24 protein-coding genes are annotated in these 23278 nt (G+C 40.8%); 20 read left to right on the top strand and 4 right to left on the bottom strand.

What is annotated here, in order from left to right; genetic code table 11:
* Positions 1 to 502 precede the first annotated feature (502 nt).
* The gene (locus tag PR834_RS00650; protein WP_196724962.1) at positions 503 to 793 is read right to left on the bottom strand and encodes a putative quinol monooxygenase; all 291 of its coding nucleotides are present in this window, start codon (positions 791 to 793) and stop codon (positions 503 to 505) included.
* 178 nt (positions 794 to 971) lie between these two features.
* Between PR834_RS00650 and PR834_RS00655 the strand changes: the two genes are divergently transcribed.
* Positions 972 to 1307 carry a colicin E1 family microcin immunity protein gene (locus PR834_RS00655; protein ID WP_136134350.1) on the top strand — a complete coding sequence of 112 codons (336 nt, stop codon included), beginning with the start codon at positions 972 to 974 and terminating at the stop codon, positions 1305 to 1307.
* Between the two features lie 18 nt (positions 1308 to 1325).
* On the opposite strand, the gene PR834_RS00660 is transcribed toward PR834_RS00655, so the two are convergent.
* Entirely contained in the window at positions 1326 to 2201 is an 876-nt protein-coding gene (locus PR834_RS00660) for a colicin-like pore-forming protein (protein WP_136134349.1), read from the bottom strand.
* A gap of 210 nt (positions 2202 to 2411) precedes the next feature.
* Positions 2412 to 5690 (bottom strand): ribonuclease E, encoded by a 3279-nt coding sequence (gene rne, locus PR834_RS00665; RefSeq protein WP_272536310.1) that lies wholly within the window; start codon positions 5688 to 5690, stop codon positions 2412 to 2414.
* Between the two features lie 543 nt (positions 5691 to 6233).
* Here rne and rluC point away from each other — a divergent pair.
* Entirely contained in the window at positions 6234 to 7193 is a 960-nt protein-coding gene (gene rluC, locus PR834_RS00670; RefSeq protein ID WP_272536311.1) for a 23S rRNA pseudouridine(955/2504/2580) synthase RluC, read from the top strand.
* Positions 7194 to 7235: 42 nt separating this feature from the next.
* Here rluC and PR834_RS00675 read toward each other — a convergent pair whose 3' ends face one another.
* Positions 7236 to 7823 carry a Maf family protein gene (locus PR834_RS00675; protein ID WP_004253202.1) on the bottom strand — a complete coding sequence of 196 codons (588 nt, stop codon included), beginning with the start codon at positions 7821 to 7823 and terminating at the stop codon, positions 7236 to 7238.
* A gap of 143 nt (positions 7824 to 7966) precedes the next feature.
* On the opposite strand from PR834_RS00675, the gene yceD reads away from it, so the two are divergent.
* From yceD to nagZ, 18 genes are all read left to right on the top strand, one after another.
* Positions 7967 to 8491, top strand: a complete 525-nt coding sequence (gene yceD, locus PR834_RS00680; protein ID WP_004253206.1) for a 23S rRNA accumulation protein YceD — start codon at positions 7967 to 7969, stop codon at positions 8489 to 8491.
* 12 nt (positions 8492 to 8503) lie between these two features.
* A complete protein-coding gene (gene rpmF / locus PR834_RS00685) occupies positions 8504 to 8674 on the top strand; it encodes a 50S ribosomal protein L32 (RefSeq protein ID WP_004253223.1) in 171 nt (56 codons plus the stop codon).
* A 12-nt stretch (positions 8675 to 8686) separates the two neighbouring features.
* Positions 8687 to 9727: a phosphate acyltransferase PlsX gene (plsX, locus tag PR834_RS00690; protein ID WP_094960424.1), complete on the top strand. Its 1041-nt coding sequence runs from the start codon at positions 8687 to 8689 to the stop codon at positions 9725 to 9727.
* 9 nt (positions 9728 to 9736) lie between these two features.
* Positions 9737 to 10687, top strand: coding sequence for a beta-ketoacyl-ACP synthase III (locus PR834_RS00695; protein ID WP_094960620.1), 951 nt, complete (start codon positions 9737 to 9739; stop codon positions 10685 to 10687).
* Between the two features lie 18 nt (positions 10688 to 10705).
* Positions 10706 to 11638, top strand: coding sequence for an ACP S-malonyltransferase (fabD, locus tag PR834_RS00700; protein ID WP_096863860.1), 933 nt, complete (start codon positions 10706 to 10708; stop codon positions 11636 to 11638).
* A 7-nt stretch (positions 11639 to 11645) separates the two neighbouring features.
* A complete protein-coding gene (fabG, locus tag PR834_RS00705; protein ID WP_004253233.1) occupies positions 11646 to 12380 on the top strand; it encodes a 3-oxoacyl-ACP reductase FabG in 735 nt (244 codons plus the stop codon).
* Between the two features lie 155 nt (positions 12381 to 12535).
* On the top strand, positions 12536 to 12772 hold the full coding sequence (gene acpP, locus PR834_RS00710; RefSeq protein WP_004253236.1) for an acyl carrier protein: 237 nt from the start codon (positions 12536 to 12538) through the stop codon (positions 12770 to 12772).
* A gap of 77 nt (positions 12773 to 12849) precedes the next feature.
* Complete coding sequence (gene fabF / locus PR834_RS00715; protein ID WP_071585850.1) at positions 12850 to 14100, top strand: beta-ketoacyl-ACP synthase II; 1251 nt, start codon at positions 12850 to 12852, stop codon at positions 14098 to 14100.
* 150 nt (positions 14101 to 14250) lie between these two features.
* Entirely contained in the window at positions 14251 to 15081 is an 831-nt protein-coding gene (gene pabC / locus PR834_RS00720; RefSeq protein WP_004253243.1) for an aminodeoxychorismate lyase, read from the top strand.
* Between the two features lie 52 nt (positions 15082 to 15133).
* Entirely contained in the window at positions 15134 to 16156 is a 1023-nt protein-coding gene (mltG, locus tag PR834_RS00725; RefSeq protein ID WP_096863863.1) for an endolytic transglycosylase MltG, read from the top strand.
* Between the two features lie 5 nt (positions 16157 to 16161).
* Positions 16162 to 16791 (top strand): dTMP kinase, encoded by a 630-nt coding sequence (tmk, locus tag PR834_RS00730; RefSeq protein ID WP_164565242.1) that lies wholly within the window; start codon positions 16162 to 16164, stop codon positions 16789 to 16791.
* A 24-nt stretch (positions 16792 to 16815) separates the two neighbouring features.
* Positions 16816 to 17808, top strand: coding sequence for a DNA polymerase III subunit delta' (gene holB / locus PR834_RS00735; RefSeq protein ID WP_272536312.1), 993 nt, complete (start codon positions 16816 to 16818; stop codon positions 17806 to 17808).
* 12 nt (positions 17809 to 17820) lie between these two features.
* Positions 17821 to 18612 carry a metal-dependent hydrolase gene (locus PR834_RS00740; protein ID WP_272536313.1) on the top strand — a complete coding sequence of 264 codons (792 nt, stop codon included), beginning with the start codon at positions 17821 to 17823 and terminating at the stop codon, positions 18610 to 18612.
* Between the two features lie 40 nt (positions 18613 to 18652).
* On the top strand, positions 18653 to 19003 hold the full coding sequence (gene hinT, locus PR834_RS00745) for a purine nucleoside phosphoramidase (protein ID WP_036957623.1): 351 nt from the start codon (positions 18653 to 18655) through the stop codon (positions 19001 to 19003).
* Positions 19004 to 19016: 13 nt separating this feature from the next.
* A complete protein-coding gene (locus PR834_RS00750; RefSeq protein WP_004253275.1) occupies positions 19017 to 19409 on the top strand; it encodes a YcfL family protein in 393 nt (130 codons plus the stop codon).
* Between the two features lie 2 nt (positions 19410 to 19411).
* A complete protein-coding gene (gene lpoB / locus PR834_RS00755) occupies positions 19412 to 19990 on the top strand; it encodes a penicillin-binding protein activator LpoB (protein ID WP_004253278.1) in 579 nt (192 codons plus the stop codon).
* A complete protein-coding gene (locus PR834_RS00760) occupies positions 19953 to 20855 on the top strand; it encodes a phosphotransferase (protein ID WP_228677079.1) in 903 nt (300 codons plus the stop codon). Before lpoB ends, PR834_RS00760 begins: the two co-directional genes overlap by 38 nt.
* A gap of 64 nt (positions 20856 to 20919) precedes the next feature.
* Positions 20920 to 21939, top strand: a complete 1020-nt coding sequence (gene nagZ, locus PR834_RS00765; protein WP_272536315.1) for a beta-N-acetylhexosaminidase — start codon at positions 20920 to 20922, stop codon at positions 21937 to 21939.
* Positions 21940 to 23278: the final 1339 nt, after the last annotated feature.

Consider the following 23278-nt stretch of genomic DNA (forward strand, 5'->3'; position numbering starts at 1 on the left):
TTGGCGTCGCACACTCGCCCTAGTCACATACTTATGTATGCTCCTAGGGCCTCGTTTAGCTTGCCGCCTAGCGACAGACCGAACTATTTAGAGGATTGATGTAATTGTATTTTATTTAGGGTTATAAGTGTTGTTGGCGTCGCACACTCGCCCTAGTCACATACTTATGTATGCTCCTAGGGCCTCGTTTAGCTTGCCGCCTAGCGACAGACCGAACTATTTAGAGGATTGATATAATTGTATTTTATTTAGAATTATTAGGGGATTAATATAATTGTATTTATTTAGGATTATAAGTGTTGTTGGCTTCACACACTCGCCCTAGTCACATACTTATGTATGCCCCTAGGGGCTCGTTTAGCTTACCGCCTAGCGACAGACCGAACTATTTAGAGGATTGATATAATTGTATTTGTTTAGGGTTATAGAGAATTAAATCCATTAATAAAAACAAGCAATTTATCAAGTAGTTAGATTTTCGTAAGTTTATAGACAAAGCTAATCACTCAAAAGCACTATTCATAAACTTAAAGGTTGGTGCGGCTTTTTGATACTGGTTAATGAGCGGAACTAGGCGCTGGAAATGTTCACTAGCACAGTGGATATCTAATGCTTCTTGATTCGGCCACTCCTCGATAAAAATAAAGTGCCCCGGGTCTTTTTGGTCAACGTAAAGGTTGTAGCTGATGCATAAAGGTTCTTGCTTGGTTGCTGCGACTAATTCACGATATAGAGGCATAACTATTTCAATCGCCTCAGTTTTAATAAAATCTTCCGCAATGACTTTTAACATAATACCATCCTTTGTAATGAATGATAGATAATCACACATTAACATAAAGTAATTATTAAGTACTAATTAATCAGCAACTTTAAGATATCAATGCATACTAATAACTAGAGTTAATATGAGTTCTCATTCTCATATAGAGTTTGCTATCATATTTCATAGAAGAATAAGGAAATAGTTAATGAATAAAAAATATTATATTCAAAATATGTGTTGGGGTTGGTTTATGGGAGCCCTGTTTTTATATTCTTATTTGGGGAGTGAACTCAAATATAAGTCACTGATGTTATTTATTAGTGTTGTTGGTATTATTATTTTCCCATTTGCGAAATGGGCAGTTGAAAGCTTCTTTCTCATGTTTACCACTAGAGAATTTTGGAATAGAGGCTTATTTATGGACACAGCGGGTAAGGCTGGAGGATTAGCCATATATGGTGGTGTCGTATTTTTATTATCTATTCCAATTACGTTGGTTTTTATTATAACTCTATTTATAAGAAGATTGTCAGCAAAGTAAATAGCATCTATTTTATGGCTAAATACCAATCAAATTATTTGCTTCTTCGACTAAACTATCATTAATTAATGCGCCTATCCCTGCAATAATTAAGCCATATCCTAGTATACCAATAGGCCCGCCAAGCAATGCACTAAAAGCGAATCCAGCAAGAGCTGTAGCTGCCATTCCAGCCGCTATTGTTTCTGTTTTAACAAAAAAAGGTCTCCAATTATTAGTGTCGATTGCTTTTATTAATTCATTTGACCAATCAATAAAGTCAATTGCTCGGCTTGTGTATAACATACCCTTACTAAATTTCTTGAAATTTTTTGCAATATCTTCAGTTTTAACTGATTCTAATGCTGCTGTAATGGCTTTGCGATCTTTTGCATCAATTTTCCTACTAATATTATTGCTATACTTATTATAAGCTTTTAATGCATCCTCAACATTACGGATCTTTTTTCCTTTAGCTTGTTCTGCCATAGCTTTAGCCAATTTCTCTGCTTTTTCACCGTAAGTATTAAAAGCTTCTTTATAAAAATCAGCTGCAAATTTAACTGAACCTTTAATTTCCTCTGCTTCTTGTTTCTTTATCTCATTTAAATCCTGCTCTATTTTGGGCTTCATCATTTTGTATAATCCGCCAAAAGAGCGCCAATAAATGATAAACATTAACTCGAGCTTTCCACTTTGGTAGGCACTTAACATCTTTTTATAAGGAGATGTTTTTTCAAAACGGCAGTTACTAACCCCACAAACTCCACATATTCCTTTTGCCATCGCATTCAGAATATGGTCTGGTAAAATTCTATCAGGGGTTACATGAAGAGTCGGGAGTAGTAATACACCATCGCTTGTATATGCATGACCATTTTCCCAGCGGTCTATTTGCCTATAGTCATAATCCATAAAATTTCCTCAGTTAGTGTGCGGAATCATTAAACGTATGTACTTTGTACAGATATACGATGCATTTATTAATGACTACCCGTCAAAGGCTTTAGGAGGGTAAATTTTATTAGTATTTAATGAATTACAATAAGTTAAACGTTTTTATAGCCATAAAAAAAGCCTTGATAGTTTCCTATCAAGGCTTCTGTGTTTTAAAACTATTTAGTTTTAGTGACTAGATGGTTTTGCCATTGCAGAGGTTGCTACGTTTGAAGCAACATGACCACCTGCGCCGCCTTTACCTTCAAAGGTTGAGGCTTCACGCTGATACTCAGTGATCTCAAATGGCGCACCAGCAACTGTAGGGGCTGGTGCTTTTGTCATTGGAGAATAAGCATGACGTTTATGTAAGCTGACCGCTGGGCTGCTTACTACCGTTGCTGGTTCAGCTACGGCAACAGGTTCGATAACTTCCTCGACACTGACTACCTCGGCTGATGCGGTGACAGAAACTTGAGGAAGTTGTACTTCTTCAACGACTTCATTGACAATAACAGGCGTTGTTTGTTCGTCCGCAATAGAAACGCTTTCAACCACTTCTGTTTGAGCTATTTCAACCTGTGGCTCAATAACTTCAGCCACTATTTCTACAGTCTCTTTTACAGCTTCGACGGTTTCAATTTCTTGCGAAACATCAGTTTTCTCTTCGACAACAACTGGAGTTGGTTCGACAATGCGTTCAACAACTGTTGCTTCGTTAACTAATGAGGTTTCTTCTACATTAACCATTTCTGTAGTGGTGTCTTGTACCTCGTGTTTAACCTCTTCAGCCACGACTGGAGAGACAATTACGTGGCTTTGTGACGCGGTAACATTTGAGGTTTCAGCTACAGAAGCGTCATTAACACTTTGTTGTTCAAGCATTTCTTCATTGGTGATGATTGCCATGCTTTCTTGTTGAGGCTGAGCAATCGGGTAATGAATAAATACTTTGCCAGACGCAAGCTCTGGTGAGGCAACGGCAGCGATTAATGGCATTGGTGATTTAGTTAAATGGCGCTCATCACGGTAGCGACGACGACGTTGACCACTGACACGCAAGTGACGAGGTGAACGACGAGAACGACGTGGAATGATGGTGTCTTGTTTTTCTTCACCATCAACTTGAGCCACGGCTTCTTGACGCTCTTCAGTTTGTACTTCACCTTCAGTTTGGTTCACAGATACCGTTGGTGCAGGTAATGCTGCAACTGGCTCAGTGGTTACTTCAGGTGCCGTTTCAACAGGAGTAATGATTTGTTCGCTATCAGTAACACGGATTTTTTGTGCTAATTGGCGACGTTGACGACGTGGGGCAACCGGACGTTGTTCTTCTTCCTTTTCCACCGCATCTTCGACATGACTTTGCTGAGCATCTTGTTGAGTTTTGGCCACTTGCTGTTGACGTTTTTCGTCTTGGCGACGACGACGCTCAGCACGTTGTTCGCGACGTTGCTGCTGGTTGTCACGATTGTTAGACTCAGTTGCTTGCTCATCTTGCTGGCTCGTATTTTTATTATTACGGCCTTTATTACGAGTGTTCGCATCATCCGATGACGTATTACGGTTATTGCGATTATCACGGTTGTCACGATTATCGCGTGTTTCATTTTCATCGCGATCACGACGATTATTATTACGGCGATTATTATTGCGACGATCATTGTTACGGCGGCGGTCATTATTATTGCGGTTTTTCGGCGCTGGTTTCTCAACCACTTTTTCTTCTTCACCAAATAGGTTCTTGAAGAAAGCCGCAATTTTGCTGAACAAACCTGGGGATGCAGGTTCAGTTGCCACTGATTTTACTGGTGCTTTTGTTGCAGTTTCTTTTGGCTTCACTGTAGACATGTCTACAGGCTCTTGCAGTGCAAAAGCTGAAATTGCAGGTTGTTCAGGGATTTTGCGCTCAGCGGTAGTCTCGTCACTTTGTGTCAAAGTGACGGTTTCGTGATATTGAGCTAAGTTATAGCTTAAAGTATTTACCTCTTCACCTTTACGAATGCGGATCACATGGAAGTGAGGCGTTTGCATTTGGTCATTAGGGACAATCACAACGCGAACATGGCTTTGGCGTTGTTCGATATCACTAACGGCTTTACGCTTTTCATTCAATAGGTAAGATGCAATTTGTACAGGAACAATGGCATGCACTTCGTGAGTATTTTCTTTCAGTGCCTCTTCTTCGATAAGGCGAAGAACAGACAGGGAAAGTGATTCGTTATCACGAATGGTTCCCGTTCCTGAACAGCGAGGACACACGTGATGGCTGGATTCACCTAACGATGGGCTCAAGCGCTGACGTGACATTTCTAATAAACCAAAACGAGAGATGCGTGCAATTTGAATGCGAGCACGGTCTTGGCGTACAGCTTCACGTAAGCGGTTTTCTACTTCACGTTGATGCCTAACTGGCGTCATATCGATAAAATCGATAACAATCAAACCACCTAGGTCACGTAGACGTAATTGACGTGCAATTTCATCAGCCGCTTCTAAGTTAGTATTGAACGCAGTTTCTTCGATATCGCCACCACGTGTTGAACGTGAGGAGTTGATATCGATAGCGGTCAGAGCTTCAGTGGTATCAATAACTAATGCACCACCTGATGGCAAACGAACTTCGCGTTGGAACGCAGATTCGATTTGTGATTCAATTTGGTAGTGGCTAAAAAGTGGAACATCGCCACTGTAGTGTTTGATTTTGCTTGCAAAATCACCACGACCGATAGCTTCGATATGGTTGCGTGCCATTTCGACAACTTTCGGGTTATCTATTAGGATCTCACCGATATCTGGGCGTAGATAATCACGGAATGCACGAACAATAACGTTACTTTCTTGGTGGATTAAGAAAGGTGCAGGGCGGTTTTCAGCGGCTTTTTGAATCGCTTCCCAGTGACGTAAACGGTAAAGCAAATCTTGTTGCAGTGATTCTGCAGATTTACCCACACCCGCGGTGCGAACGATTAAGCCCATGCCATCTGGAATTTGTAAAGAAGACAGCGCTTCTTTTAGCTCAGTGCGGTCTTCGCCTTCGATACGACGTGAAATGCCTCCCGCACGTGGGTTATTTGGCATTAAAACGAGGTAACTTCCTGCCAAGCTAATGAAGGTGGTTAATGCGGCACCTTTATTTCCACGCTCTTCTTTATCCACTTGAACGATAACTTCTTGGCCTTCTTTTAACACATCTTTAATGTTAGGACGGCCTTGGGAGTGATAGTTGCTTGGGAAGTATTCACGAGCGATTTCTTTGATAGGAAGGAAACCGTGTCTTTCAGCGCCATAGTCAACAAAAGCAGCTTCAAGACTAGGTTCGATACGAGTGATTTTACCTTTGTAAATATTGGCCTTTTTTTGCTCATGACCGGGACTTTCAATATCCAAATCATAGAGGCGTTGCCCGTCAACAAGGGCAACACGCAACTCTTCCTGTTGAGTTGCGTTTATTAGCATTCTTTTCATGTTATTACTTACTCATTATTTTCTTTTAAATAAAGAGCAGCGAAAGAAAGAGCTACTGTAAACCGATGGCCTCGTGATTTTTACAAAACCGTCTGCCTCGCGGCAGTCGTTCGTATAGAGACGCGCAGTATTCGGTGAACCTGATTTTTAGATTAAAAATTCAGCGTTCTTAATCAGGATGCCGTAAGTTATTAAAGAAAACGGAAGTTCCTAACCCAATAAGCCAAAATTCGTTGCTCGCTAATTTATTTGATGTTGCTAAATGTCTTACGCCATTGCTGCACTGTTACGCCATCAAATAAGAAATCCTATAAAACGTTAACTTTCGTTTTTTAAACATCTTAGCAACTTCATATTATTCCATTGCCATAGGCATTATAGCAAGTCGATACGGAAGTTATATGGAAATTTTATTTAGAAATAGGATAAATCATGCAGAAAATAACCAAATTAAAAAAAAAGATAAAAAATTTTGTGGAGTCGGTATGATAGGGAAAGCGAATAAGAGCATATTTTAATCAATTAGAGTTAACGCATTCCCGAATGAATACACAAAATCAAGTTCAATTTATTGACATCAGCGATGACGAAGCTGGGCAACGTATCGATAACTTTTTGCTCACTAAACTTAAAGGTGTACCAAAAAGTATGATTTATCGCATTATCCGCAAAGGGGAAGTGCGTGTTAACAAGGGGCGGATAAAGCCTGAGTATAAATTAGTCGAAGGGGACCAAGTCCGCATTCCTCCCGTTAGGGTTGCTGAACGGGAAACTACACCGGTTTCGGCTAAACTGGATAAGGTCGCTGCATTAGCGAATTGCATTTTATTTGAAGATGACGTTCTCTTAGTGCTGAATAAACCATCTGGTACTGCTGTTCATGGTGGAAGTGGTTTAAGCTTTGGCGTTATCGAAGGCTTGAGGGCTTTGCGACCCGAAGCGCGTTTCCTTGAATTAGTCCATCGCTTGGATAGAGACACTTCTGGGATTTTGTTAGTGGCGAAAAAACGTTCTGCACTTCGCGCACTACATGAACAATTGCGTTTAAAACAAATGCAAAAAGATTATTTAGCACTCGTAAGAGGTAATTGGCAGTCCCACATGAAAGTTGTTCAAGCTCCTTTACTGAAAAATATTCTACAAAGTGGTGAACGTGTCGTGAAAGTGAGCAGCGAAGGGAAGCCATCAGAGACACGCTTTAAAGTGGAAGAGCGTTTTGATAATGCAACTTTAATAAAAGCGAGCCCTGTCACAGGGCGTACGCATCAGATTCGTGTGCATACTCTCTATGCAGGGCATCCTATTGCATTTGATGACCGTTATGGTGATAAGCAATTTGATAGCCAACTGGCCGGAACAGGTTTAAACCGCTTATTTTTGCATGCGAGCGCACTGAAATTTACACACCCTAAAACGGGTGAAGAGATGCGTTTGCAAGCTCCATTAGATAACCAATTGAATCACTGCCTAAAAATATTACGTAGTCGTAAAGCAGAAAAGTAGGTCATTTAATTAACTGGCAGGTATTTCCTGCCAGTTAACTGATTAATTATCAAACAATGGGCTAACTTGGTGTTGTCGTAACATTTCAAGTAATAGAATAAGTGGAAGCCCCACTAACGTATTGGGGTCACGCCCTTCCAAACGTTCAAATAAGCTAATCCCTAATCCCTCTGATTTAAAACTTCCAGCACATTGATAAGGCTCATCTTTAAGTAAGTAATTAGTTATTTCGGCGTCAGATAGTGATCTAAAATGAACGTGAAACAATTCACACTCGACATTAAACTTACCTGTTTCAGTATCGAGTAAACATAGGCCAGTATAAAAAGTGACCTTATTGCCTGACGCAGATTTAAGCTGCTGAAAGGCATTATCAAAATTATGCGGTTTGCCCATAATTTTATTTCCAATTACACAGACTTGATCAGAACCGATAACCAGGTGCTGAGGGTATTGAGCAGAGAGTGCGTTGGCCTTTTCATGAGATAAACGCATCACTAAAGCCTGAGCGGACTCATTCAATATGGGCGATTCATCAATATTGGGAGCCACTGCTAAAAAAGGCAATCCCAGTTTTTTTAGTAGGGCTTGCCGGTATGGTGAAGTTGACGCCAAAATAATCGATTTCATGATTTTTCTCGAAACTCGTAGCCAAAAGGGTTAACTCATTTTAAACTATAAAACGTAAAACCTACGGTTTTTTGGTGAAAAGGCGAGTTTACCCCGCCTTTTTCTTTGACTATAGCTCATTACAAAGTTAATATGCGCGCCTTATGCAAAAGGTAAAATTACCCCTGACTATCGATGCGCAGCGTGCAGCTCAGAAAAACCTCGACTATGTTGGGAGTTATACATCTGAGCAAGTTACACGAATTGCCGAATCAGTAGTCAGTGTAGATAGTGATGTAGAAACCGAATTATCATTTAAAATTGATAATCAGCGTTTGACTGTCATCGAGGGGAAATCCCAAGTGGATGTCACCTTACAATGCCAACGTTGCAGAACTGATTTCAAACATCATGTCTACGTATCGTATTGTTTTAGTCCTGTCGTCAATGACGAAAAGGCCGAAGCATTACCGGAGCTCTATGAACCGATTCAAATTGATGAATTTGGTGAAATAGATTTGCTGGGAATGATAGAAGATGAAATAATTCTATCCTTACCAGTGGTTCCGGTTCATGATTCTGAACACTGTGAAGTGTCCGAAGCGGACATGGTGTATGGTGAACTGCCTCCTGAGGCAGAAAAACCAAACCCATTTGCCGTATTAGCCAGTTTAAAGAAAAGTACTTAAGGAGTAAGGTCAATGGCCGTACAACAGAATAAACCAACTCGTTCAAAACGCGGTATGCGTCGTTCACATGATGCACTGACTGCTACCCTAGTTTCTGTAGATAAAACTTCCGGTGAAACTCACCTGCGTCACCATGTGACTGCAGATGGTTACTACCGTGGCCGTAAGGTTATCAACAAGTAATTTGTTGTTACCTTGGCTAATCTAACCATCGCGTTAGATGCTATGGGCGGGGATGTTGGTCCCCGCGTCACGGTGCCTGCTGCATTGCAGGCACTGGCATCTAATCCAGCACTCAAATTACTGCTTGTCGGTCAACCCGAAGCCATTCAACCTTTGCTTGCACAACAAAGTGCTGAGCTAATTTCGCGCGTCGAAATTATTCCTGCTGACGGCATTATCGCAAACGATGCAAAACCATCAAACGCGATAAGACAAAGCAAAGGAACGTCGATGCGAGTGGCCTTAGAGTTAGTGAAGACAGGGCAGGCACAAGCGTGCGTGAGTGCGGGAAATACGGGTGCGCTGATGGGCTTAGCGAAATTAATGCTAAAGTCTATAGAGGGGATTGAGCGCCCAGCGCTAATGACAATCCTACCTAATCAGCAAAAAAGTCAAACAGTAGTGCTAGATTTAGGCGCTAATGTTAACTGTAGTAGTGATATGCTAGTCCAATTTGCCGTAATGGGTTCCGTGATGGCTGAAGAAGTGGTTAACATTTCTAAACCGAGAGTTGCGTTACTGAATATTGGCGAAGAAGAGAGTAAAGGGTTGGATAATATCCGCGAAGCCGCCTCAATATTAAAAGAAACGACATCAATTAACTACATTGGTTATGTAGAAGGTAACGAGTTACTGACAGGTAAAACCGATGTGTTAGTGTGTGACGGCTTCGCAGGTAATGTCTCATTGAAGACGATGGAAGGTGTAATACGCGTCATCCTTTCATTGATAAAATCGACCGGCGATCAACATAAAAAAAGCAGTTGGTTTATGCAACTGGCGAAAAAATGGTTAAAAAAACGTTTAATGAAACGTTTTGGGGACATGAACCCCGACCAGTATAACGGTGCGACTCTGTTAGGATTAAAAGGTATTGTCATCAAGAGTCACGGTGCAGCGAATGAAGGCGCTTTTAAAGCGGCTATTGACCGCGCAGTACAAGCTGTTGAAAAACAAGTCCCAGAAAGAATAACAGCGCGACTAAATATTGTTTTACCCAGGAGTGATCAATAACCTATGGCTATGTACAGTAAAATCTTAGGAACAGGCAGCTACTTACCAGCACAAGTACGTACCAATGCTGATCTGGAAAAAATGGTTGATACTTCTGATGAGTGGATTGTGACACGCACTGGCATACATGAAAGAAGAATTGCTAACGAAGAAGAAAGTGTTTCAGTGATGGGTTTTCATGCGGCCAAAAATGCGTTGGACATGGCACAAGTCGATGCAACAGACATTGGTTTGATTATCGTCGCAACCACATCAGCAACTCACGCTTTCCCTAGTGCAGCTTGCCAAATCCAACAAATGCTTGGTATTCAAGATTGTGCGGCATTTGATGTCGCAGCTGCATGTGCAGGTTTTACTTATGCGATTAGTATTGCTGATCAATTCGTTAAAACGGGCATGACTAAAAAAGCATTAGTTATTGGTGCAGATGCATTATCTAAAACATTAGATCCCGAAGACCGTGGCACAATTATTTTATTTGGCGATGCGGCAGGGGCTGTGGTTATTGGCGAATCTGAAGAGCCGGGTATCATTTCGACGCATTTACATGCAGATGGCCGTTATGGTGATTTACTCACATTACCTAATCGTAGCCGTTGCTCTGAAGACCCTGCCTATTTGACCATGACAGGTAATGAAGTCTTTAAAGTTGCAGTGCGTGAATTAGCGCATATTGTTGATGAAACATTAGCACAGAGCGGCATTGCCAAAGAAGAACTTGATTGGCTAGTTCCACATCAAGCAAATTTAAGAATTATTTCTGCGACGGCGAAAAAATTAGATATGACGATGGATAAAGTTGTTGTCACATTAGACCGTCACGGTAATACTTCTGCAGCATCAGTTCCTACAGCGTTGGATGAAGCGGTGCGTGATGGCCGTATTCAGCGTGGTCAACTTGTGCTTTTAGAAGCCTTTGGTGGTGGTTTCACTTGGGGCTCTGCATTGGTTCGTTTTTAATTAACTGAGAAAATAGACATGACACAATTTGCTATGGTATTTCCCGGACAGGGTTCTCAGTCTTTAGGTATGTTAGCGGCACTAGCTGAAGAAAATCAGCTGGTTGAGCAAACATTCGCTGAAGCATCGGAAGCATTGGGTTACGATCTCTGGGCGTTAGTACAAAATGGGCCAGAAGAAGAATTAAACAAAACATGGCAAACACAGCCTGCGTTATTGGCAGCTTCTGTGGCTATTTTCCGTGTTTGGAAAGACAAAAATGGCGCAATGCCAACGATGATGGCGGGTCACAGCCTTGGTGAGTATTCTGCTTTAGTTTGTGCGGGTGTTATCGACTTCAAACAAGCGATTAAACTGGTTGAATTGCGCGGAAAACTCATGCAAGAAGCCGTTCCTGAAGGAACTGGTGCGATGTATGCCATTATTGGTTTAGATAATGAATCAATTGAAAAAGCTTGCCAAGAAGCTGCTCAAGGCCAAGTGGTTTCACCAGTTAATTTTAATTCGCCAGGCCAAGTCGTCATTGCGGGTGAAAAAGCGGCAGTCGAACGTGCGGGTATCGCATGTAAAGAAGCGGGGGCAAAACGCGCATTACCATTATCTGTTAGCGTCCCTTCTCATTGTGCATTAATGAAGCCAGCTGCTGATAAATTAGCCGAAGCGTTAGAAAAAATTGATTTTTGTGAGCCAGACTATCCAGTTATTAACAATGTTGATGTTAAAATTGAGAAATCGGCACAAAATATTCGTGATGCTTTAGTCCGTCAACTGTATAATCCAGTACGCTGGACGGAAACAGTAGAATTAATGGCAGATCAAGGTGTTGAACATCTTATTGAAGTAGGTCCAGGGAAAGTATTGACTGGTCTTACCAAGCGAATTGTCTCTAATTTAACTGCCGTCGCAGTCAATGATCCTGTATCATTAAGCACTGCTTTAGAAAATAGCTGAGGACGACATGAGCTTTGAAGGAAAAATTGCACTGGTAACAGGCGCGAGTCGTGGAATTGGTAAAGCGATTGCTTTAACATTAATTGCTCGTGGTGCTACTGTTATCGGGACAGCAACCAGCGAAAAAGGCGCAGAAGCCATTACCGCTTATCTTGATGGCAAAGGTAAAGGTTTAGCATTAAACGTGACTGATGCAGCATCAATCGAAGAAACTTTGACCAAAATCCGCGAAGAATTTGGTGAAATTGATATTTTGATTAATAATGCAGGTATCACTCGTGATAACCTATTGATGCGTATGAAAGAAGATGAATGGCAAGATATTATTGACACCAATCTTTCATCCGTTTACCGTTTGTCTAAATCCGTTTTGCGTGCCATGATGAAAAAACGTTGTGGACGTATTATTTCAATTGCATCCGTTGTCGGTGTGATGGGAAATGCGGGGCAAACTAACTATGCAGCAGCGAAAGCAGGGTTAATTGGTTTTAGCAAATCATTGGCTCGTGAAGTCGCTTCTCGTGGTATTACTGTCAACGTCGTTGCACCTGGTTTTATCGAAACTGATATGACTAAAGCATTGACAGATGAACAGCGTGCAGGCATTTTATCTCAGGTTCCTGCGGATAGACTGGGTGATGCACAAGAAATTGCCAGTGCTGTAGCGTTTTTAGCTTCTGATGAAGCTGCTTACATCACAGGTGAAACATTGCATGTCAATGGTGGCATGTACATGATCTAAAGAAATGATGGAACTATTTGCATTTTTAATGTTATCTAACGCTAAATAATGCAAAATAATAGTTCCAACAGCCGGGATTGGGTTGTATCTTTTCCTGTATTTCATAAACTACGAAAACCATCGCGAAAGCGAGTTTTGATAGGAATTTTAATAGTATGAGCACTATCGAAGAACGCGTTAAGAAAATCATCGTTGAACAACTGGGTGTTAAAGAGGAAGAAGTTGTAAATACAGCTTCATTTGTTGATGACTTGGGCGCTGATTCTCTTGACACAGTTGAGCTAGTTATGGCTCTGGAAGAAGAGTTCGATTGCGAAATCCCTGACGAAGAAGCTGAAAAGATCACAACAGTACAGGCTGCGATTGACTACGTCGAGAACGCATCTAAATAATTGTACGAAAACTTATCTAGGCGATCACTCGATCGCCTATGTTCCTTTTGTAACTTTTCCCTCCTTGGAGGAAATACGTGTCTAAGCGTCGTGTAGTCGTAACCGGACTGGGCATGTTATCTCCTGTCGGCAACACAGTTGAGTCATCATGGAAAGCTGTTTGTGACGGACAGAGTGGTATCAGCCTAATCGATCATTTTGATACTACTAACCACGCAACTAAATTTGCTGGCTTAGTAAAAGATTTCAATTACGAAGAATTTGGCATCTCTCGTAAAGATGCAAAGAAAATGGATCCATTCATCCAATATGGTATCGCAGCTGGCTTTCAAGCCTTTAAAGATGCTGGATTGGAAGTAACAGAAGCCAATGCTACTCGAATTGGTGCAGCGATTGGTTCTGGTATTGGTGGGTTAGGCTTAATTCAGGACAACTGTGAGTCATTACTGCACGGTGGGCCTCGTAAGGTAAGTCCATTCTTCGTACCATCGACCATCATTAATATGGTGGCTGGTCATTTAAGCATTATGTACGGTTTCCGTGGTCCAAGTATTTCAATTGCAACTGCCTGTACATCAGGTGTGCATAATATTGGTCATGCAGCTCGTATGATTGCTTACGGTGACGCCGATGTAATGGTTGCAGGCGGCGCTGAAAAAGCGACTACACCACTTGGTGTGGCTGGTTTCGGTGCAGCGCGTGCATTATCGACTCGCAACGATGACCCGCAAGCGGCAAGTCGCCCATGGGATAAAGACCGTGATGGTTTTGTTCTGGGAGATGGCGCAGGTATCATTATTCTTGAAGAATATGAACATGCGAAAGCACGCGGTGCAAAAATTTATGCAGAAATTGCAGGTTTTGGGATGAGCAGTGATGCTTACCATATGACATCACCACCTGAAAATGGTGCGGGTGCAGCACTTGCAATGGAAAATGCACTAAATGACGCAGGAATCAAAGCGAGTGACGTGGGGTATATCAATGCTCACGGTACTTCAACTCCTGCAGGCGATTTAGCAGAAGCACAAGCAGTCGTTAATGTATTTGGTGAGGGCACAGATGTATTAGTCAGCTCAACTAAATCAATGACTGGGCACTTACTTGGTGCTGCAGGTGCTATTGAGTCAATCTTCACTATTTTGGCATTGTGCGATCAAATTGTTCCACCAACCATTAATCTGGATAACCCAGATGAAGCGTGCAAACTGGATTTTGTTCCAGGTGAAGCACGTAAAGTGGATAACATGGAGTATGCTCTGTGTAACTCGTTTGGTTTTGGTGGCACCAACGGTTCATTAATTTTCCGTCGTTATCACGGCGAATAATTAATCTATTACCGTTAGTCATTAGCCCTAGTCACGTATTGTGGCTGGGGCTTTATTTTGCCCAGTTCTTTGCACAGTTCTTCGCTTTAGTTTATGATAATCCCACTTGATTACTGTCTGATTTATCAGCTTTTATTATAAGTATTATCAATGTCATATTGGGTTAATGGGCAGCTTTGCCAGCAAATAAGTGTTACTGATCGCGCAGTCTCTTTTGGGGACGGCTGCTTTACGACCATACATGGCGTTAATCAGCAAGCTAAAATGTTAAATGAGCATATTGCTCGGTTAAAGCACGATAGCCAAAGATTGAAAATTGCTCAGCCAGATTGGGAAAGGTTGGCAGAGCATCTAAAGCAGGTTTGTGCAGAACAGACTCAAGACGAATTTGTGGTCAAAGTGATTATTAGTCGCGGTGCTGGTGGTAGAGGATATAGCTCTAAAGGTTTTACCTCGCCGACGGTGATAGTCAGCGTTTCTCCCTTCCCGAATAATTATGTCCAATTACAGTGCAAAGGGGCTAACCTCGTTCTTAGCCAAATTCCATTGGCTCGTAACCCATTGCTAGCAGGGATGAAACACCTCAACCGCTTAGAACAAGTCCTTATTAAGCAAGAGGTTGATGAACTTAATGCAGATGAAGCTATTGTGCTAGACACCGACGGTATTATTGTTGAATGCTGTAGTGCTAATGTTTTCTGGCGAATTGGTCAAACAGTGTATACCCCAGTTTTATCTCATAGTGGTGTGAATGGATTAATGAGACAAAAGATAATATCACTGTTACAAGATAGCCAGTACCATCTTCAACAGGTGGAACGCTTTGCTAACGTCTTAACTCATTGTGATGAAGTGGTTATTTGTAATGCGCTGATGCCAGTTTTACCGGTACAAAGTATTCAAATGGATAAACAACTTCCACCATTACAATTTGCGTCTCGTGAGCTGTTTGAGTATCTATTTTTGCGCTGCAAAATTTAGTTTTTATAAATGAATTAATTATTACCAATACACGCATTGAAATGGTCAATAAATGAAATTAGCCAAAAAAATCATTCTAATCGCCGTTACCCTGGCTGCTATTGTCGCAGCCGCGGTCTATTGGCAATATCGTCAAGTATTGGACTATGCCAAAACGCCAATTAACATCACACAAGAAAAAATTTTTACGGTACCAGCAGGAACTGGGCGTGTCGCATTTGAAGGGTTACTTATAGAAGATAACATTCTTGAAAAAGGGAATGAATTTCAATGGTTACTCAAACTACGGCCTGAACTGGCTCAGCTAAAAGCAGGAACTTACCGCCTGCAACCGGGTATGAATGTGGAACAACTACTACAATTAATTGTAAGTGGTAAAGAAGCACAATTTTCGATCCGTTTTATTGAAGGTAACCGTTTAAGTGATTGGGGTAATATTTTACGTGATGCTCCTTACTTAGAGCATAAAACTACCAACTTAACCCCGACAGAACTGCATGCCTTGATTGGGTTTAACGGAGAAGGGACTTTAGAAGGGTGGCTATATCCTGATACCTATTTATACACAGCGGGGACAACAGACGCTGAAATTTTAAAACGTGCTTATAAACGTATGCAAAACAGCCTTGATGAAGAGTGGAAAGGGCGTGATAGGGATTTACCCTATAAGAATGCCTATGAAATGCTTATTATGGCTTCGATTATTGAAAAAGAAACCGGTATTGATAGTGAAAGAGCCCAGGTTGCATCCGTATTTGTTAACCGCTTAAAGAAAAATATGCGTCTACAAACCGACCCAACCGTCATCTATGGGTTAGGTGAAAAGTATCGTGGTAAAATTTATCGTAGTGATTTAGATAATTACACACCATACAATACTTATAAGATTGATGGTTTGCCACCAACACCGATCGCAATGCCGAGCCTTGCATCGTTAAAGGCTGCCGCACATCCGGCTAAAACGGATTACATATTCTTTGTCGCAGATGGTAAAGGTGGGCATACTTTTAGTCGTAATCTAAACGACCACAATCGTGCCGTTAAAGTTTACCGCCAATTTGAACAGCAAAACTGATAAAAATGAAAAACCAATTTATTGTTATTGAAGGGCTCGAAGGAGCTGGTAAAACAACTGCAATCAATACGGTTGTGGAAACGTTGAACCAAGCAGGGGTCACAGATATTGTTTTTACTCGAGAGCCTGGTGGAACGCCATTGGCAGAGAAACTCCGTGAGCTGATAAAGCAAGGTATTGCAGGTGATAAAGTCACGGATAAGGCTGAATTGCTGATGTTATATGCAGCCCGTGTACAACTGGTTGATACAGTGATCCAACCTGCATTAGCGGCTGGCAAATGGGTGGTCGGTGACCGTCATGATTTATCTTCCCAAGCGTATCAGGGGGGTGGACGTGAAATTGATCGTCATTTGATGCAATCATTACGTGACTTAGTGTTGGGCGATTTCAAACCTTCATTAACCTTATACCTTGATTTACCTCCTGAATTAGGTTTACAACGTGCAAGGTCACGGGGTGAATTAGATAGAATTGAAAAAGAATCGTTAGCCTTTTTCGAAAGAACACGCAGCCGTTATCTTGAGCTGGCTGCGGGTGATGAAACGATACTCACTATTGATGCGAGCCAAAATATTGAGCAAGTACAGCAAGATATTCGCCAAACGTTGACGCAATGGTTAGCGCGTGCTTGATAAACCACATAAGGTATTAATCCCATGAATTGGTATCCTTGGTTAAATGAACCTTACCGACAAATTATTACTGCGTACCAAAACGGTAGAGGCCACCATGCGTTACTGCTTCACTCAATACCGGGAAATGGGGCACAAGCACTATGCTATGGAATTAGTCGTTGGCTTATTTGCCAAGAAAGAGACGGGCTAAAAAGCTGTGGGCAATGCCACAGCTGTCGTTTGATGCTCGCTGGTAATCATCCTGACTATCATATTATTGAAGTAGAAAAAGGGAAGTCTACTGTTAGTGTTGATGCGGTTAGAAAATTGATTGAAACCTTGAGTCGCCATGCTCAACAAGGCGGCAACAAAGTGGTGTATATTCCACAGGTTGAAGCATTGACAGATGCAGCAGCTAATGCGTTATTGAAAACATTGGAAGAGCCAGCAAAGGATACTTACTTTTTACTTGGAAGTGATAAACAAGAGAATTTGCTTGCGACCATTCGCAGCCGTTGCCTAAGTCATTTCTTACCTGCTCCCGATCCACAAATAGCACTCTACTGGTTGCAAAAGCAAAAGCCGGGTATTGCTGTTGAAAATGCGATAACGGCATTAAAAATATGCCAAGGTGCGCCACTTTCTGCGCTAGCCTTATTGGATGAACAACGCTGGCAAAAACGTAATGCACTATGCCATAGTTTAGGTCATGCATTGCAAACGGGGGATATGTTGAGTTTGCTGCCTAGTTTGAATATTGATGAAGCGCCTGATGCCTTAAATTGGCTACTTAGCTTATTGGCGGATGCTATTAAAATTCAACAAGGGGCTGGGGTTTTTTGCATCAACCAAGATCAGCAATCTCAAGTTCTGCAATTAGCTGGTGCTATGAATCGAACACAGTTAATAAATATGTATGATAAGTGGTTATATTGCCGCCATCAATTACTGACAGTTCCTGCACTGAATCAGGAACTGATTCTGACAAATCAATTATTACAATGGGAAGCTTCGTTGTCTCTCCCTACATTTTAAAAAGAGTTAAATATGTTTGTTGTTGATTCACACTGTCATCTCGACTGTTTAGATTATGAAAAATCACATAAGAATGTCGACGATGTTATCGCAAAGGCTTCGGCCCGTGATGTCCGTTTCATGTTAGCTGTTGCAACAACGTTGCACGGTTTTGAAAGCATGAAAAAAATGATTGGCATGCGTGACAATATTGCTTTTTCATGTGGTATTCATCCTCTCAATTTAGACGAAGGATATGATTTCGCACGACTAGCACAATTAGCCGCAGGAAATGAGGTCGTTGCGCTAGGAGAAACTGGGCTGGATTACTATTATCAGCAAGAGAATGCCGCGTTGCAGCAAGAGTCTTTTCGTCAGCACATTCGCATAGGTCGTGAAGTCAATAAACCCGTCATTGTGCATACTCGTGCGGCACGAGAAGACACCTTATCTATTCTACGCGAAGAAAACGTGATGGACTGTGGCGGGGTATTACACTGCTTTACTGAAGATAAAGATACGGCTGTTGAACTACTCGATTTAGGTATGTATATCTCATTTTCAGGGATCGTCACATTTCGTAACGCAGAGCAAATTAGAGAAGCCGCCCGTGTTGTTCCTTTAGACCGAATTTTAGTCGAAACTGACTCGCCATATTTGGCTCCTGTTCCTCATCGTGGCAGGGAAAACCAACCCGCGTACGTCCGGGATGTTATTGAGTATATGGCGGTGCTAAAGGGGGTTAGTGTTGAGCAACTCGCTGAAATCACGACACAAAACTTCAATCGTTTGTTTCATTTAAATGTTGGCACAAATAACGTATAAATTAGTTCACTAGAATGATTAAATGACTAAGGAAATTGAAATGGCAGAAGAAACGATTTTCAGTAAAATTATCCGTCGCGAGATCCCTGCAGACGTGGTTTACCAAGATGAACTTGTCACCGCATTTCGTGACATTTCGCCACAAGCACCTTCTCATATTCTTATTATTCCTAATAAATTAATTCCAACTGTCAATGATGTTACTGTGGATGACGAACTTGCATTAGGTCGTTTGTTTACTGTTGCAGCGAAAATAGCCAAAGAAGAAGGTATTGCAGAAAATGGCTACCGTTTAATCATGAACTGCAATGAACATTCAGGGCAAGAAGTGTTTCATATCCACATGCATCTAGTGGGTGGTCGCCCATTAGGGCCGCTATTGGCGAAATAATAAGGGATCGGCAATGAACCGTATTGCATTACTTGCTTTGGTAACTGTGTTGCTAAGTGGTTGCATATTTAAGAAAACACAAGGGCTGGTTTTTAATGAGCAACAGCGCATCATTATGGAGCCCGCAGTACTTGCACAAGGGGTCATTGTCGAAAACCCAGTGATAGGTAGTGAAAATCATCAAACTATCGCTACTATTAACATGAGTAATTCACAGCCTAAAGTGGTGAATATTGCTTATCGTTTATACTGGTATGATAAGCAAGGATTAAACGTAGAAACATCGAATACCTTGTATCAGCAAATCGCAGCAAATTCTGATGTGAAAGTTCGTGCTGTGACTTCTTCTCCACGTGCAACAAATGTACGTGTTCATGTATTTTTATCGTCAAAGGCCGGAGAATAATAATGAAACGCATCTTAATGGTTGCTGCCGCGACATTAATTTTGGCTGGGTGCCCTTCATATCCACCTCAACAACCAGGTACACAACCCCCAATTGTGCCAGTAGAGCCGGAAAAACAACCAGAAGTGACTCCGCCACCCGTTGATGTTGTTCCAACTCCACCAAAGCAACAAACAACAGATTGGTCCGCTTCCATTACACCTTTAGTTAATCAAATGGCCAGTGCGGATGGGGTCGAAAACGGCAAAGTACTGTTAGTTGATTCAGTGAAAAATAACACGAATGGTTCAATACCGGTGCAAACTGTAACATCAGTTATGACAACCGCGGTTGAGAACACCAATCGTTTTAAAGTGGTTCCCGCCAGTGTGGTGAGTTCCGCACGTAAAACACTCGGTTTATCACAAGAAGACAGCTTAGTCACCCGTAGCAAAGCGATAGGGTTAGGCCGCTATGTCCAAGCGGAGTATGTGATTTACAGCGTGATGTCAGGTTCAAATAAAGAAAGAAGCCTTGAAATGCAATTGATGGATGTGCAAACAGGTGAAATTGTTTGGACTGGAAAGCACAATATTGAGTAACCAGCAGTCACTTTTTCGACTGTTAGTGACACATTTTCCTACAATCTCTGTACGTGATTGGAAAATATCCTCACTAACAGGGTTGTCAGGTGGAAGTTATTTACTGGAATGTTTTCTACCTGCTCGCGAAGTGAAGCTGATAGCGCGTGCAGATGGAAATGCACAAACTGCTTTGTATGTTGACCGAAAGAAAGAAGCGCGGATATTGCAGCAATTACGCGCTTATTCATTTACACCTCAAGTGATTGGTCGGAATTCACAATGGTTATTATTAGGGTGGTGTGAAGGGCAACACCCTGATAACAATACTTTTTTGTTACCTAGTTTTCAGTGCGAGCTTGTAAATATAGTCACACAATTACATTGTGCTCCACTGCTGGGGTATCATTTACAACTCCGCAATGAAATATCTCATTACGGCTATTTAATTGATAAAAAACGGTTATCACCTCGCTGGAAAAAACTCCATCGCCATTTTACCTCTGACGCTTTTCCCAAAATGCTGAAACTGGCGCCTGCCCATATGGATATTCATACAAAAAATATTGTTCGCACATCAACAGGGCAGCTAATGCTATTGGATTGGGAGTATGCGGCAAATACAGATATCGCATTCTCTTTAGAAACCTATTTCCAATTTAATGGTCTGACAGACATTCAGCGAGATTTTTTCTTGAGGCAATATTGTGATGTTCACGGTGCTTATCGAGACAAACAGCAATTGGCGAAAAGCTGTCAATCATGGGCACCTTGGGTAAAATATATGACATTAATGTGGTATGAAGTGCAGTGGAATGAAAGCCAGTCATCTGACTTTTTGGTACACTCACAATTATTACGGCAATATTTTGGTTTAATAGGTTGATAGCCAAAGGCTATCAGAAAACAGTATCGGATTAAGACAATTAGTTTAATAAGTGAGGCATGTTATGGGCCCTATAATGCTAGATGTTCAGGGTTATGAATTGGACAACGAAGAGCGCGAAATATTAGCTCACCCATCCGTGGGGGGGTTAATACTGTTTACCCGTAACTTTCATGACGCAGCCCAATTACGAGAGCTTGTCCGCCAAATTCGTGATGCATCAAGACACCGGTTGTTGATAGCTGTTGACCAAGAAGGTGGTCGAGTACAACGTTTCCGTGATGGTTTCACAGCATTGCCTTCTGCTCAGGCATTTGCAGCACTCAATAGTGAAATCGATGGTGCTAAACTCGCTGAAGAGGCGGGTTGGTTAATGGCATCAGAGATGATAGCCATGGATATTGATATTAGTTTTGCACCTGTTTTGGATCTTGGCCATCAAAGTATTGCGATAGGCGAACGCTCATTCCACGAAGACCCAGAAATTGCGATGGTCATGGCAGAACGTTTTATTAAAGGTATGCGTAGTGCGGGTATGAAAACGACAGGGAAACACTTTCCTGGTCACGGTGCAGTGAAAGCTGATTCACATAAAGAAACACCACGGGATGACCGCTCCTTGGATAAGATCCGGGGTAAAGATATGTTGATCTTTAAAGACTTTATTCAGCGAGAACTACTCGATGCAGTGATGCCTGCTCATGTTATTTATACTCAAGCTGATGATCGTCCTGCGAGCGGTTCACCATTTTGGCTAAAATCAGTATTGCGAGAGCAACTTGGTTTTCATGGTGTCATTTTCTCTGATGATTTATCGATGGAAGGCGCTGCGGTGATGGGAAGTTATCCTGAGAGAGCCCAGTCATCGTTGAATGCGGGATGCGACATGATTTTAGTCTGTAATAATCGTGAAGGTGCAGTCAGCGTCTTAGATAACTTACCGAAACAATATGATAGCCAAGCTTCTAAGCTATATCATAGCGGCCGACAATATAGTTTAACAGAGTTGCAAGCAGTTGAGCGTTGGAAAAATAGCCATCGTCAACTCGTTGATTTGCATGAGCGCTGGCAAGAACATCGCTAATAATTTCTAGTACATCTGAAAGGCCAGTAATTTATTACTGGCTTTTTTGCATAAGTACGCAAAAAAGACAAATTGCTTTGCATGAATAAAATAATAAAATTATGACTTGTGGTAAAAGTTACCCGTAACTTTCTTGTTTTTTACAGTTAATCCCAATGTTCTTTTCGACTATATTTGATAAAAATGAACTAATACTTATTTCACTATTAAAAATAATTAGAAGGTTTTTATTAATCTCATTAGTGTTATGTTTCATTTTTGAAAGAATAAAATAGAAATATTGATTGTTTTATTTGTTGGTAATTATATTTTGAGTTTAATTGAAACAAATAACCATATATTTGCATTATGTCTGGGTTTTTATGTGGTTAGGATGCTAGGTATAGCTATGTTAATTTTAATAATGAAAGCAATCATCTTAAAAAGTTAAGATGATTTTAAATAAATGAAAAATAGAATGATTCAATTAGTGCTTAATAACTATTGGTGCCTATCATTTGCTCAAGTGTTACTTAATTTAAATTTGCCTACAGAGAATAATACTTTCTCTTATGAGGGGGCTATAGAACGATCATGAGTAAATATACATCAACAAATACTACGCATTCATATGAAAGTTTCTATTGGGTGAAATTTTATACATATAGCCAATATGTATAAAGCTATTACAAATACCTATTTAAGTGGATGAGTTAACAAATAAATGAATTGCCGATAAAATTCTATTCAAAATAATGAGTTACATATTAAATTTACCTTAAAATAAAATGTGACATGCATCACTATTAAAAAGTAGCTTATTGCAACTGATGTGGCGTGTTGTGACAGCGATCGTTTTAATTGACATAAAATTACGATAGCATTCGTATTATGAAAGATTTATGACAATTTAGAGTGATAAGTAATCAATTAAAAAGATAGCAATTTAATGGTTGCATTTTAAGTTAAATATTCAAATTTATTTGAGATGATTATTTCTCAGGGATGTTTTTTGCTCTAAAAAATTATATAGGAAATAAAGTGAAATTTTTTTTCTTAATAAATAATACAGTGTCGATAAATACAGTGCCGTAGTGTGAGGTTTAAGCTAGATAAACACCAAATATGAGTAAGTGGCGCTATCGAATCAATAATGTATTTTTGAATTCTTATAAGGAATATTTCTATTCATAGTAATAAGTAAACACAAATACAGGAAAATACTGTATTGAATTTTATATTTAAAATGACTTATGTGTTTGAAATGGATGTATCTGTTTGTCTTTAAGTTAAATTGTTTTATTAAGCTAAAAATAAAAATGGTGTTTTGTTGTTCATGGAAACATGGCACAGCATAAAA

Source organism: Providencia sp. PROV182 (assembly GCF_028480325.1).
Classification (GTDB): Bacteria; Pseudomonadota; Gammaproteobacteria; order Enterobacterales; family Enterobacteriaceae; genus Providencia; species Providencia hangzhouensis.

What these genes read in the sequence shown, in the direction of transcription:
- rluC (WP_272536311.1), top strand. Translation starts at nt 6,234, where the DNA reads ATGAATACACAAAATCAAGTTCAATTTATTGACATCAGCGATGACGAA.
- PR834_RS00655 (WP_136134350.1), top strand. Translation starts at nt 972, where the DNA reads ATGAATAAAAAATATTATATTCAAAATATGTGTTGGGGTTGGTTTATG.
- PR834_RS00660 (WP_136134349.1), bottom strand. Translation starts at nt 2,201, where the DNA reads ATGGATTATGACTATAGGCAAATAGACCGCTGGGAAAATGGTCATGCA.
- pabC (WP_004253243.1), top strand. Translation starts at nt 14,251, where the DNA reads ATGTCATATTGGGTTAATGGGCAGCTTTGCCAGCAAATAAGTGTTACT.
- fabG (WP_004253233.1), top strand. Translation starts at nt 11,646, where the DNA reads ATGAGCTTTGAAGGAAAAATTGCACTGGTAACAGGCGCGAGTCGTGGA.
- nagZ (WP_272536315.1), top strand. Translation starts at nt 20,920, where the DNA reads ATGGGCCCTATAATGCTAGATGTTCAGGGTTATGAATTGGACAACGAA.
- PR834_RS00740 (WP_272536313.1), top strand. Translation starts at nt 17,821, where the DNA reads ATGTTTGTTGTTGATTCACACTGTCATCTCGACTGTTTAGATTATGAA.
- rpmF (WP_004253223.1), top strand. Translation starts at nt 8,504, where the DNA reads ATGGCCGTACAACAGAATAAACCAACTCGTTCAAAACGCGGTATGCGT.
- yceD (WP_004253206.1), top strand. Translation starts at nt 7,967, where the DNA reads ATGCAAAAGGTAAAATTACCCCTGACTATCGATGCGCAGCGTGCAGCT.
- PR834_RS00750 (WP_004253275.1), top strand. Translation starts at nt 19,017, where the DNA reads ATGAACCGTATTGCATTACTTGCTTTGGTAACTGTGTTGCTAAGTGGT.
- acpP (WP_004253236.1), top strand. Translation starts at nt 12,536, where the DNA reads ATGAGCACTATCGAAGAACGCGTTAAGAAAATCATCGTTGAACAACTG.
- hinT (WP_036957623.1), top strand. Translation starts at nt 18,653, where the DNA reads ATGGCAGAAGAAACGATTTTCAGTAAAATTATCCGTCGCGAGATCCCT.
- tmk (WP_164565242.1), top strand. Translation starts at nt 16,162, where the DNA reads ATGAAAAACCAATTTATTGTTATTGAAGGGCTCGAAGGAGCTGGTAAA.
- PR834_RS00675 (WP_004253202.1), bottom strand. Translation starts at nt 7,823, where the DNA reads ATGAAATCGATTATTTTGGCGTCAACTTCACCATACCGGCAAGCCCTA.
- holB (WP_272536312.1), top strand. Translation starts at nt 16,816, where the DNA reads ATGAATTGGTATCCTTGGTTAAATGAACCTTACCGACAAATTATTACT.
- PR834_RS00650 (WP_196724962.1), bottom strand. Translation starts at nt 793, where the DNA reads ATGTTAAAAGTCATTGCGGAAGATTTTATTAAAACTGAGGCGATTGAA.
- fabD (WP_096863860.1), top strand. Translation starts at nt 10,706, where the DNA reads ATGACACAATTTGCTATGGTATTTCCCGGACAGGGTTCTCAGTCTTTA.
- mltG (WP_096863863.1), top strand. Translation starts at nt 15,134, where the DNA reads ATGAAATTAGCCAAAAAAATCATTCTAATCGCCGTTACCCTGGCTGCT.
- PR834_RS00695 (WP_094960620.1), top strand. Translation starts at nt 9,737, where the DNA reads ATGTACAGTAAAATCTTAGGAACAGGCAGCTACTTACCAGCACAAGTA.
- rne (WP_272536310.1), bottom strand. Translation starts at nt 5,690, where the DNA reads ATGAAAAGAATGCTAATAAACGCAACTCAACAGGAAGAGTTGCGTGTT.
- lpoB (WP_004253278.1), top strand. Translation starts at nt 19,412, where the DNA reads ATGAAACGCATCTTAATGGTTGCTGCCGCGACATTAATTTTGGCTGGG.